Below are 12,362 nucleotides of genomic sequence, written 5' to 3' on the forward strand. Positions count from 1 at the left end.
CTTATTCGGTTATTTGACGCCACGGCCTTTTCCACTTTGTGCTCGTACGCGGTTCTCGGTCTGCACATATACGGTATCCGTAGTTGCCATACTTGAGTGGCCCAAGTCTTCGGATAGATCCTTGAGCGCGCGGCCGCGTTCAATCTCCATACTAGCTCCCGTGTGCCTTAACCAATGTGTAGAAGCCTCTTTTAGCTTGCGAGCGTTGTCCTCACTTTCATTCTGTCGCATCGCGTCGTATGCGCGATCAAAGACTTGTTGGACCACTCGAGTAAGCTGTCGAGACGTCATGCCACCTTGGCCTCGAATTTTTTCAACAATGGGATGGTTTTCTCCTGAAGAAGGAAGGGAGCTGAGGCCTCTGTACACCCGGTAGCGCTTCAGATATTGGATAAAACTATCCGGGACAGTGATATCCCGTAATTTCCGGCCTTTCCCAAAAATTTTCAGCCACCAGTTGCTGTCTGAATCCTGCCAGAAATGGCTCATAACGGGAGTCCACTGGGGTCGCTCAGATAGTTCCGAAATCCGCAAAAACAACGTCTTAAGCGCACAAATAACAAACAAATTTCGCTCATAAATTGGATCTTCGTCGGCCATTTCCACTGCAATGTTAAATACATACTTCCATTGGACTTCCGTCAGCCGTCGAACTTCCTTGACCTGGGCATCCTTGATGAAATGGCGACAGTCTGGCTTGGCAATCTGGGCAGGATTACCGTATAAATGTTCCTCGTTCATCAAGTACTTATAGAAAGCAATGATTCCGGTAAACGTGGCGGTCAAGGTTTGCTGTGATGGCCTGTATTTTTTCTTGTCAGGTTTGGAGTCTGGGTTATCGCTATTTTTGGGCTGCTTGAGCTTAAACGGTGCCCAGGATGGATTTTGAATAAACCGGCCGTTATTGAACAGGAACTTTTCGTGGTTGGCCAGGCAAATCCAGGACACCGGGGGCTGCCAGCAGAAATCTGCGTACTCGAGGATGTCGGCCTTGCGCAGTCGCTCCATGGGTATGCCTTTGACCAGGAACACCCACAACAGGAAACGTTCGGTTTCGTTACGGAAGCGTGTAAAGGTATGCTCGGACTTGTTGCGGCCCGTGTAGCTCAGGAACTCCTGGCCCCAGCGCCAGTGGGACTGCCACCAGGATTCGCCGGATTCCAGGAAGTCCCGAAGATCTGGATAGTCGTTGAACCTGAGATCCTTGAGCTCGGCATAGGTCGGGTATAGTGGGATAGGTTTCGGGATTGCCATAAGTTGTCTGAAGACCGGGTTTTCGGTTGGAAGCCCATTCTACCGGCATTAACAGTTAATGTCGAATACTAAACAGTATTCGACATAGTGAGAGGTCGCACCGCCAACGGGACGCCTTTAACGGCAAGGTGACGGCCGAGGCCAACCGCGACCACACCAAAGACTACGCGGATCAGGAGCCTGCCTGCCTGCGGGCGAACCGAGGTTGAATTGCCCCGAAAATGTTCGCCTGGCAGATTTTTGCCCCGGCCGCTAGATTCCTACCAGTACGATTTACACGGGTGATCAAGGAATTGGATGCGGCAGTCGGGGTTGTCAATCTGGCGGTACTTCCATAATCAAAAGCATCCCCGTCACGGGCGGACCGGTTGTAGGAGCCTGCTTGCAGGCGAACAGCTCCTCTATTTTTCCCCAAGCGCCAGAGCGCCCCCTTCATCACTCTCTTTCTTGTCATTACCCGACTCCTCTACCAGCGAGTTCCCTGCATTAAGAGTTTCATCCCTAACACTCAGGTTGGGCAGAATTTCCTTTACCCAGCCATAAGCAGTATTTTTGCAGTCTTCTTTTCTTGCTTTGGTCAGAAACAGGTACAGAATCTTTTTTTGCTCTAAGCAGTGTTGATACTCAATCTCTGAAGCGTAGTATCTAGCGTCAAGTACATCGGCATCGACCTGTGGACGCTCCAGACTCTCACGCCGATCTAATATCGATTCAATGTCATTCTGGTCGGGTAAAGCGGCTATGAGCTGTTCCTTAAACTGAAGGTGATATTTCTCCCACAGTGTATCTGCAACAGAATCTGAAAGAATATTCAGGGACTCTGGATCCAGTTGCAGGTTTCTATGATTAACAGCGGCAAGTAGAGCCTGAAACGTTTGATCCAGTCTGTCGATACTGTCTTTCAAATCGTTTATTTCCCCATGCGCCACCGGATCAATACCAGGCTCGGGATTCTCTGGATCGATAGGGTCCGGCTCGGGAACTGAAGGAAGGTCAGGTGTTGCTTCCGAAGTAACTTCGCCTTTCCTGCCATCCAGGTAGTTCTTGATATTAACATCGAGGCTAACCGCTACAGAAACAGCCATAGAACCCATCAAAAAAATCGCAGGGATCGCACTGCCACCTCCCGTAGAAGTGCTTTTTAGCAACCCCCCATCCTTGACAAATTCCGTCAAGTGGGGAGCATACTGAAAGGCCGGACTAAGTAATATAGATAGTCCAAGTGAAAAAACCATGGTAAATGCAAACACCACCAGGTTTAGTATTACTCCCCTATCAAATTGATCCGCATCCCCGTCCGCGAGCAACTTCAGCCCTGCAATTATGCTATCAGCAATACCACCAGACTTAACCAGTCCGAGCAGGCCAATTGTGAGTATTGCAGCGCTTACCAGAAGAAATAGTATCAGCCTTCCAAAAGGGCTATTTCTAATCGTTCTAATTATTACTAACCCTAACCTAGCTCCCCGGCCGACCATCGACTTATCGTTACCGCCAGTACTATCAGTCATCCCTGCCTCCATATTGGCTTGAATTTATTGACTGTTCATTTAATGGTCGATGTCAAATAAAGCATCTAAAATAGATCTGCCCCCTTTATGTCATCGACTTTACCGCAATAGCCGCCCACCACCAATAGCCCTTTAGGACTACTGGCGACCATCAAAATTACGGATGAATTAAGTGTCAAAAGTAGATCTTCCCCCTTATAGTGGCTAGTGGCTAGTGGCTATTGGCTTATAGTGGTTCCCTTTATGGTCACGCCAGATAAAAATCCTTTAGAAACAACAAGTTAACCTATCATTTTGGCGAAAATTTCCAGAATCCCTGCCGACCCTCATGGGAGCTGGCTGCGGAGCCGGATAGAGCTTGGCTTTTTACTCCATGCCAGGTTCAACCTTCATTCACTCGGGAGTGACTCTCGTAAAGAATTTTCGAGCTGTTTGAATTGGCCCTGGATGACAGCCTTTTCCTGTAAGATTGCCCGATTCTCGTCAGTCAACAGGATCACCCTGTCTCTGGTTGAGTTCAGCTCCAGCTCTACTTTGCCCAGCGATTGCCGCAACAGTTCAGCCTCCTTGCTGACAGACGCGTTATGGCTCGATAAAGAGGTAACTTTATCGTGCAGGACGCTGATCTCGGCAGCCTTTGCCGCAATCTCCTCTGCGTGGTCGATGTGCCTTTCCTTTAGGGTCTCAACTTCAGTGCGGTATCCTGAGACTTGCTGCCGCAAATGCTGATTTTCCGTTTCCAGTGTCGCTATGATCTCCTGCTGCCGGTCACCGGTCTCTTCACGTTCCGTGAGCCTGCGGTCAGCTTCAGAAAGCTGCTCCGCAAGGTCGGCTATCTGCCCCTTGAGCTGTTCGTTTGTCAACCTGAACTGATCGCGCTCGTGCTGGCGATCATCAGCTGCCCGCTGCTGGAAATGCTCAAAATGGTCGCGTATATCGCGATTTTCCTGCTTTAGCTCTTCCACGGTCGCCTTAAGTTCGGCAATACGGACGCTGCCCTCTTCCCGTTGAAACTCGCTTTTGTTCAGCGCCGCCTGTGATTCCTCCTGAGCCGACTTTAATTTCCGATTCTGCTCCTCGGAGATCTCCAATTTGTGCTTCAGGCTGCGCACCTCATCCTCCAGGCCGGCGGTGGCAGCCCTGGCCTCCTCCCTCTCCCGTTTGTGCTTCTCGGCGGTGGCCTCAAACCCTTCCCTGGCCTCCTCCACTTTCCGGTCGGCTTCTTGCTGTACCCGATCGTGTAATGCTCTCAGCGCTTCAACCAGGTCCCTGGGCATTCCGCCTGTATCAGCCTGGTTGCCCGTTTCAGAACGCCAGCGCTTCAGCAGTGGGGCAATTGTGCTTTTGCTTCCCGTACCCAGCTCGGCTCTCACTCTGTCCACTGTCGGCTCCTCACCTCGGCCCTTCACCGCCTCGGCAGCTTGAGCGATATCCAGATAAGTAACCCCTATACGCGCCATTCTTCGGTCTCCTTGTTTTTCATACCATATTACGTAGTACGTAATATAACATTATATTCTTGTTTGGAATAACTTCTTGAAACACTTTATTAACCATCGATAATGACACTTATCGTCGGTTAGAATTTTCAGTACGAATCTCTTCTTCCCGCCATCAGTACAAATACGGCCTTTCGATGACACATTCTCCAATGGACAAAGAACACCCACCCTCGCAATCTCCAAGTCACTTCACAGTTGCGTCAATGAGCGCGCGGGAATTGCAATCTGGAGAGGAAGTACAGAAGTACCTGCGCGCAGCGACGTCAGATAACACCCGCAAGGCCTACCGATCAGCGGTCCGGCAGTTTGAGAAGTGGGGAGGAAGACTTCCTACCGATAGCCAGGTGGTTGTGCGTTATTTGCTCAGCCGTGTCAAAGAGGTCAACCCGCGCACTCTGGATTTACACCTCACGGCCATTGGTCAATGGCATCAGTACCAAGGCTTTGCCAATCCGGTTAACGATCCCCTGGTGCAGAAAACGATGGAAGGCATTCGGCGTATACATGGCACGCCAAAACAGAAGGCCAAGGCGCTGCGTCTTCAGCATATTGCGGCAATGGCCAGCCATTTACGGGGGCTTCCGGATACAAAGAAGAAGTTGCGGGATCTCGCCCTATTGCTCACCGGCTTTTTTGGGGCCTTTCGGCGCAGTGAACTCGTGGCGATACAGGTTTCTGACCTGACCTGGGAGGATGAAGGGCTTGTTATCCGATTGCCAAAGTCCAAGACCGATCAAGGTGGGGAAGGATTGGCGCGTGCCCTGCCCTTTGGGGACAAGCAAATCTGCCCTGCTACCGCCCTCAGGCGTTGGCTGGACCGGGCCGCTATTACTGAGGGGCCGGTATTTCGCTCAGTCAACCGCTGGGACCAGGTTCGGCCAAAGCAGCTTAGCCCAGGGGCAGTCAATGACCTACTGAAAAGCCTTGGCACTTCCTGTGGTTTTGATTTCGTTGCCAGTTTAAGCAGCCACAGTTTTCGCCGCGGACTGTCTACGTCGGCTGCCCGGGAGAAGGTGGACTTTGAACTGATCAAGAAGCAGGGTGGGTGGAAAAGCGATGCTACGGTCTGGGAATATATCGAAGAGGGGCAGCGTTTCAGCGATAATGCCACCATCATCCTGATGGGAAAAATGGCAACGCTGATCTAAAGCGGCTCGGAGATTCACAGGCGAGTCCCACCTCTGCGTGGCGTCTCGCCATCTCGAAAGTTGTTGCAGCGAACGCCGGTCGCTGCCGGCGCTCGCACGATAGTTCTGGAAAAAGCTTTTAGAAGGACCGCCGCCGGTACTTCCGATAGCGGGGATACCAGAAGTTCTGCTCGATCGCGGACACCAGGTCCTCGGCCTCGCTGACCAGGGCGACGCCGTCGCTCTGCGCCTGGCGGGCCACGTCGAAGGCGATTTTCTTGCTCAGTTCGCGGATCGTCGACAGCCGCGGAAGCAGGATATTCTCACCGGTGGTATTGATCGGCGCCTGGCTGGCGAGAGCTTTGGAGGCGGCCATCAGCATGGATTCCGTCACCCTTGTGGCGCCCGCGGCGATCACTCCAAGACCGACACCGGGGAAAATATAGACATTGTTGCACTGGGCGATGGGATAGGTTTCTCCGTTCACCGTTACCGGTTTAAAGGGGCTTCCGGTGGCGACCAGCGCCTGGCCGTTTGTCCATTCCAGGATTTGTTCCGGAGTGGCTTCGGCTCGGGACGTTGGGTTGGACAGCGGCAGCACCACCGGCCTTGCGCAGCCCGCCTGCATGGTCTCGATAACACCCTGGGTAAACAGGCCGCCCTGCCCTGAAACGCCGATCAGCACGGTCGGTCTGACCTGCCCGATGATTTGTTGAAGGCTCCAGCCGTTTACGCCCTCCAGGTCTTTCGGGTTCTGGGCCAGCCTGGCCTGGAAATCGTAGAGGCCGTCCATATCCGTAGTCAGCAGGCCGTTGCGATCCACCATGAAAAGCCGGGCTCTGGCCTCGGTATCCGTTAACCCCTGATCTATCATCGCTTTGATGATCTGCTCTGCAATACCGCAGCCGGCGGAGCCTGCGCCAACCAAAACAACCTTTTGATTTCCGATTTTTTCACCTTTCGCCTGGCACGCCGACAGTATGGTGCCCACGCAAACCGCCGCGGTGCCCTGGATATCGTCGTTGAAACAGCAGAGCTGGTCGCGATACTTTTCCAGCAGCGGCATGGCGTTCTTCTGGGCGAAGTCCTCGAACTGCAGCAGTACGCTGGGCCATCGCCGCTTCACTGCATCGATAAACTGGGCGATAAAGTCATCGTACTCCGACTGGGAAATTCGCTCGTGACGCCAACCCATGTACATGGGGTCTTTCAGCAGTTCTCTGTTGTTGGTACCTACGTCGAGCATGATCGGCAGGGTATTGGCCGGGCTGATACCGCCACAGGCGCTGTACAGGGAGAGCTTGCCGATCGGAATTCCCATACCGCCGATGCCCTGGTCGCCGAGCCCGAGAATACGCTCCCCGTCAGTGACCACGATAACTTTTACGTTGTTCTTGGTGGCGCTGCGCAGGATATCGTCCATGTGTTCCCGGTCGGGATAGGAGATAAACAGGCCGCGGTGGTTGCGGTAGATATTGGAAAACTCTTCGCAGGCCTCCCCTACCGTCGGGGTGTAGATGACCGGCAGCATCTCTTCGATGTGGGCTTCGATCAGGCGGAAAAACAGCGTCTCGTTGTCATCCTGGATCGCGCGCAGGTAGATATGGCGATCCAGGTCGTTCTTGCACTTGAGGTACTGATGATAGGCACGATGGGCCTGCTCTTTAATGCTCTCGACATTGTTCGGCAGCAGGCCGATCAGATTGAACTCCAGGCGTTCCTCCAGGGTAAATGCGCTGCCCTTATTCAGCAGGGGCATTTCCAGTAAGGAGGGGCCGGCGTGAGGAATATAGAGGGGGCGTTTGATTGGGTCGTTCATACTGCTGAGATTTTACCAGGTGATTGTATGTCTTTGTAATCGGCCAGAAAGTCGGGAATCCGCGACTCCAACCAGTAGTGTGGCCGCCACAGGCTGCCGCTGACAAAGCCAACATGCCCGCCCTGCTTGCTAATTTCAAGCTGTACTTGGGCGCTGACTTCCCTTTTGTGCGGAATTGCCGACGGACAGATAAAGGGATCGTCGATCGCATGAATAATCAACGCTGGCCTGGTGATATGCTTGAGCAGCGGCTTGCTGGAGGCCCGGGTGTAGTAATCGTCCGAGTCCCGGAATCCGTGCATGGGCGCGGTAAAGGCGTTGTCGAACTGCCGGAAGTTGCGGAAATTTTGTGGGTCATCCAGGTTCGGTAGGGTCGCGGCCAGTTGCGGATTGGCTGCCTTCCGCCGCAGGCTGGCTTTCAGGCTGGCCAGCAGGTGCCGTTGATAGAGGCGCGATAGTCCGGAGTCTATACGCCGGCTACAGGCGCTCAGGTCCATGGGCGCGGATACTGCCACCGCGGCGGTTAGTGGACTGCCCTCCCCGTCCTCGGCCAGCCACTTCAACAGGACGTTGCCGCCCAGGGAGTAGCCGACAGCCATCAGTGGGGTGTTGGGTAACTGCTTCTTCAGCTCTCCCGCCAGCCAGCGGGGATCGTCGCTGTCACCACTGTGGTAAGCCCGCGCCAGTTGGTTGGGTACGCCACCGCAGCCGCGGAAATGCATCACCGCCACCTGATAGTGCCGCTCCAGCAGGGCTGGCATCAGCCCCTGGACATAGGGGGAATCCACGGAACCCTCCAGGCCGTGCAACACCAGAACCAGTGGGCGCTGTGGGTCGTCCACCAGGGCTGCCGGGGCGTGCAGTGCCAGCCGGTCGCCGTCCGGGGTAGGATACCAGGTACGGAGAGTCTCAACCCGGGGTTTGGGACGGTGGAATCGGGGAAACAACGTTTGCAGGTGGCGGTTGCCGAGCCCGGCCGCGGGGGCGAACTTCTTACTCATTGCAGGTTCCAGCAGGTCGAGCGCGCACCTTACCGGGTTTTGCCTCGGAACCAAAGAGGGAGCCCGGCTGTTCCTTTGAACTGCCGGGCTCCGGGAGAGAGTTAAAGAGTATACATGTAAGCCACCAGGTCTTTCTTATCCTGCTCGGTAAGCTGGGTGCCCAGCACGATGTTGAAGAACTCGACGGTGTCATCCAGGGTCATCAGCCGGCCGTCGTGCAGGTAAGGGGGCGAGTCCTTGATACCGCGCAGGGGGAAGGTCTTGATGGGGCCGTCGGCGCTGGCCAGGCGGCCGTTGATCATTTTGGGCTTGAAGAAGCGCTCCGTGCGCAGGTTGTGCATCAGGTTGTCGGTAAAGTAAGGCGGGGTGTGGCAGACCGCGCACTGGCCTTTGCCGAAAAATATCTCTTCGCCGCGCAGTTCCTGCTCGGTGGCCTTGTTCTTATCCAGCCGCCCGAGCAGGTTCAGCTTGGGCGCCGGAGGAAAGTCGAACAGTTCCTGTACCTCAGCCATAAAATGTACCTGGCTGCCCCGCTCCAGGATATTGACGCCTTTCTTGGTGGCGATTACCGGGTCGCCATCGAAGTACGCGGCCCGCTGCTCGAATTCAGTGAAGTCTTCCACACTTTTCAGGGCCCGCTGGGAGCCGAACAGTCGCTGGATATTCACTCCGCGCAATGTGGGAGTGTCGATACGGTGGCGGTGCTTCTGCGGCCGGATATCACCCACCAGGTGGGTGGCGGCGTTGGTGTGCCCGTTGATATGGCAGTCCAGGCAGGCGACACCCAGGCTGGGTTTTTCCGAGCGCCGGTCGGTGGTAGCGTTGAATTGCTGCTGCGGGAAAGGCGTCACCAGCAGCCGCATCCCCTCCAGCTGTTTTGGGTTGAGGATACCGTTGAACAGCTCGAAAAAGTTGGTCAGGGTGACAGCCTTGCCCTGGGATACATCGCCGAGGTCCGGCCGGGTGGTAAGGAAGATGGGTGGCGGGAACTCCGGTAGAAAGGTGTCCGGCAGCAGGAAATCCAGGTCGAAACGGGTGAGGTCCCTACCCTCCTGGTCCTTTATCGCGTCGATGTGGAATTGCGGGAACAGCATTCCCCCTTCATTCTGGTTGGGGTGTGGCAGTGGGTAGAAGCCCTCGGGCCAGAGTTCTTTTTCCCGGATATTCTCCGGTGACATTTTTGCCAGGTCCTCCCAGCTGGTGCCGCGAGGCAGCTTGACGCGTACGCCGCTCTGCACGGCCTTGCCACCGCTCATGGTGACCCCTTGCGCCGGCTTGTCGGACAGGTCATAGCGTTTGTTGAGGAGCTCCTTGTGACGCTTCTCAATGGAGGGTTTCTCCTCCCGCATACGCTCGAGCGTGTCGCTGAAACTCTCCTTATCCACTACGGGCATGTAGCTGCTGGGCGGGGCCTCATCCTGCGCCAGTGCCTGTGGGGAAAAAATGAATAATGTGGTCAGGAGCAGCCGTATAATGGTCGGCCTGGAAGTGGTAATTGACATGGATCTCCTCCGCTCTGAGATGGCTTCTGTATTATTTGGATGAAGCTTTACAAGCGACGGGAACTGCGCGCTACTACTGCGAAAAGCCTGTAATCCAATAGCTCAAATAATCAAAGGCTGCCAATTGATTTTAGCTTTTGCGCTAATAGTGCCTGGGAAGATTGATGGGGTTTTGGCGTAAATCTATTTGAATTGGCGCGGATTTGCAGGGGAAACCAGGAAAGATTTTCCGCCCCCGTCAGCTTACCCGAGCGTAATGGATAGCGTAATGTCGCTGTCCGTCACGCCAATGTTTCTGTGGAGTGTAGCCGGTTTCCGCAAGCAGGTTATGGAAATCCTCGAGGGAGTACTTGTGGCTGTTCTCCGTGTGGATGGTCTCCCCTTCTTTGAACCGGATTGTTTCCCCGGCGATATGCACTGCCTGGTCTTTCAGGCTGACCAGGTGCATTTCCACCCGTTGGCGCAACGGGTGATAAAAGGCGCGGTGAGCGAAGAGACCGGTATCAAAATCCCCCGCCAGCTCACCGTTGATGCGCACTAGAAGGTTTTTATTGAAAGCCTCGGTGATATGCTTGCTGTCACAATAGGCACGCTCCAGAATCACGGAATCTTTTACCAGATCGGTGCCGATCAACAGGCCGTCGCCGGCCTCCAGGTGTGAGGAAAAATTCCGCAGCAATGCCCTGGCCTGTTCGGGGTTGAAGTTGCCGATGGTGGAGCCGGGAAAGAAGATCACCCGCTTGTCTCCGCCGTTGTTTTCCAGGGCGCGCCAGGCACTGTGCTGGGTGAAGTCACCGACAGTGGCGTGGACCTGGATCTGGGGCAGCCGCTCTTTAATGGCATCCCTTGCGGCGAGCAGGATTTCCGGGGAAATGTCGATGGGCATATAGCCGCTGGGAGATTCCAATTCCTCGAGTAGCGGCTGGATCTTTTCGCAGTTGCCGGCACCGGGCTCAACGATCAGTGCTTCGGGGCCAATGCAGGTGGCCATCTCGCCGAGGTTTTCCTCGAGAATCGTCGCTTCGGTACGGGTGAGATAGTAGTCGTCGAGTTCGCAGATTTGCTCGAACAGGCGGGAACCGGTTTCGTCGTAGAGATATTTACACGGCAGGGTTTTCTGTTGCCCGCTCAGTCCTTCGAGTACGTCCCGCAAAAATTCGCCGATTTCCGGCTGCGTGTCGAGCCGCTGTGCCAATGCCATATTCACAATAGATCTCCCGCAAGACGAATACCCGTAAATTGCCAGGACTGGTGTGGATAGAAGAAATTCCGGTAACTCATACGGATATGGTCAGCCGGTGTTACGCAGGAGCCGCCGCGCAATACTTTCTGGTTACACATGAACTTGCCGTTGTACTCCCCCACCGCATCAGCGCTGGCGCGGAACCCGGGATAGGGCAGGTAGGCACTGGAGGTCCACTCCCACAGGTCGCCGAGAAACTGGGTTTGCCCGTGATCGGCGGCCAGAGGGCGAAACTGGCGCTTTTCCAGCAGGTTGGCTTTGGCCAACTGGTCCGGCTGGTGGTGCAGGCAGGCGGCAACCTCCCACTCGAATTCGCTAGGCAGGCGTTTGCCCGCCCAGGTGGCGTAGGCGTCCGCCTCGTAGAAATTGAGATGGCAGGCGGGTTCGGGGCCCTGCAGCGGCTGCAGTCCGCTCAGGGTGAACTGGTACCAGCGACCTTCCCGCTGCTGCCAGTAGAGCGGCTTATCGATGCGTTGCCGCTGCAACCAGGCCCAGCCGTCGGAGAGCCACAGGCGCGGCTCGCGATAGCCGCCATCCTCGATAAACTCCAGGTATTCTCCATTGCTCACCAGGCGCGAGGCAATCTGGAAGTCCTGTAGCAGCTGCCGGTGCGGTGGACTCTCATTGTCGAAACAGAAGTGGTCGCCGTCACTGCCGATCGCGTACTCCCCGGAGGGTATTTGCAGCCAGCGCATGTCTGTCGTATCAACGCTGTCATCATCCTCAGGGCTGTAGTCGGTGTAGGCCGGCAAAACCGGATTGATGGAGAAGGCGTGTTTGATATCGGTCAACAGCAGTTCCTGGTGCTGCTGTTCGTGGTTCAGGCCCAGCACGACCAGCGCTTCCAGGTTTGGAGACAGGGGTTGCCCGGCCAGAAGCCGATTCATCTGCCGGTCCACGGCGCTGCGGTAGGCAAAGACGCTGTCCAGGTCCGGGCGCGACAGTAGCCCGCGTTGTGGCCGGCTGAAGGGGGTGCCCAAGCTGTTGTAATAGGAATTGAAAAGGTGGTGGTAGCCGGGGTCGAACAGTCGATAATCCGGCAGGTTAGGCTGAAGGATAAAGGTTTCGAAGAACCAGGAGGTGTGGGCCAGATGCCATTTACTCGGGCTGGCATCGGGCATGGACTGGAGCTGCATGTCTTCCGCGGAAAGCGGGTCCACCAACTGCTCGGTTTCCCCACGAATGCGCCGATAACGGGTGAGAAGCTCGGCCTGTGTTTCAGTCTGGGCTTTGATATCGGCCTCATGCACCAGCATCGTCATTCCAATTGCGAACTGCGGTTATTGGGATTCATCATACGCAGTTTGGACGCAATTCCTATGAAATGGACCTGATTAAAGAGTTATTTGGCGCCAATTTCTTTTAAAAAGGCCGACAAAGCCGGCCTTATCACTTCACTCGTT

At 55.1% G+C, this 12,362-nt stretch carries 9 protein-coding genes; 1 reads left to right on the top strand and 8 read right to left on the bottom strand.

All coding sequences use genetic code 11. From position 1 onward, the window contains the following. Positions 1–9: 9 nt before the first annotated feature. The 3 genes from ACRC0P_RS01735 to ACRC0P_RS01745 form a co-directional block, all read right to left on the bottom strand. A complete protein-coding gene (locus ACRC0P_RS01735; protein WP_438627910.1) occupies positions 10–1,254 on the bottom strand; it encodes a tyrosine-type recombinase/integrase in 1,245 nt (414 codons plus the stop codon). A 401-nt stretch (positions 1,255–1,655) separates the two neighbouring features. Further along, on the bottom strand, positions 1,656–2,765 hold the full coding sequence (locus ACRC0P_RS01740; protein ID WP_438627912.1) for a hypothetical protein: 1,110 nt from the start codon (positions 2,763–2,765) through the stop codon (positions 1,656–1,658). A gap of 389 nt (positions 2,766–3,154) precedes the next feature. Next, positions 3,155–4,225 (bottom strand): DNA-binding protein, encoded by a 1,071-nt coding sequence (locus tag ACRC0P_RS01745; protein WP_438627914.1) that lies wholly within the window; start codon positions 4,223–4,225, stop codon positions 3,155–3,157. A gap of 245 nt (positions 4,226–4,470) precedes the next feature. On the opposite strand from ACRC0P_RS01745, the gene ACRC0P_RS01750 reads away from it, so the two are divergent. Next, positions 4,471–5,415 carry a tyrosine-type recombinase/integrase gene (locus ACRC0P_RS01750; protein WP_438627984.1) on the top strand — a complete coding sequence of 315 codons (945 nt, stop codon included), beginning with the start codon at positions 4,471–4,473 and terminating at the stop codon, positions 5,413–5,415. A gap of 118 nt (positions 5,416–5,533) precedes the next feature. Here the strand turns inward: ACRC0P_RS01750 and ACRC0P_RS01755 are convergent, their stop codons facing one another. From ACRC0P_RS01755 to egtB, 5 genes are all read right to left on the bottom strand, one after another. After that, on the bottom strand, positions 5,534–7,213 hold the full coding sequence (locus ACRC0P_RS01755) for an NAD-dependent malic enzyme (RefSeq protein ID WP_438627916.1): 1,680 nt from the start codon (positions 7,211–7,213) through the stop codon (positions 5,534–5,536). Then, a complete protein-coding gene (locus tag ACRC0P_RS01760) occupies positions 7,210–8,214 on the bottom strand; it encodes a hydrolase (protein ID WP_438627918.1) in 1,005 nt (334 codons plus the stop codon). The genes ACRC0P_RS01755 and ACRC0P_RS01760 overlap by 4 nt, the downstream gene beginning before the upstream one ends. Before the next feature lie 101 nt (positions 8,215–8,315). Next, positions 8,316–9,716 carry a hypothetical protein gene (locus ACRC0P_RS01765; RefSeq protein ID WP_438627920.1) on the bottom strand — a complete coding sequence of 467 codons (1,401 nt, stop codon included), beginning with the start codon at positions 9,714–9,716 and terminating at the stop codon, positions 8,316–8,318. Positions 9,717–9,954: 238 nt separating this feature from the next. Continuing rightward, on the bottom strand, positions 9,955–10,917 hold the full coding sequence (egtD, locus tag ACRC0P_RS01770) for an L-histidine N(alpha)-methyltransferase (RefSeq protein ID WP_438627986.1): 963 nt from the start codon (positions 10,915–10,917) through the stop codon (positions 9,955–9,957). A 2-nt stretch (positions 10,918–10,919) separates the two neighbouring features. Beyond that, positions 10,920–12,221, bottom strand: coding sequence for an ergothioneine biosynthesis protein EgtB (gene egtB / locus ACRC0P_RS01775; protein WP_438627922.1), 1,302 nt, complete (start codon positions 12,219–12,221; stop codon positions 10,920–10,922). Positions 12,222–12,362 lie beyond the last annotated feature (141 nt).

This window comes from Microbulbifer sp. (assembly GCF_051659245.1).
Taxonomy (GTDB): domain Bacteria; phylum Pseudomonadota; class Gammaproteobacteria; order Pseudomonadales; family Cellvibrionaceae; genus Microbulbifer.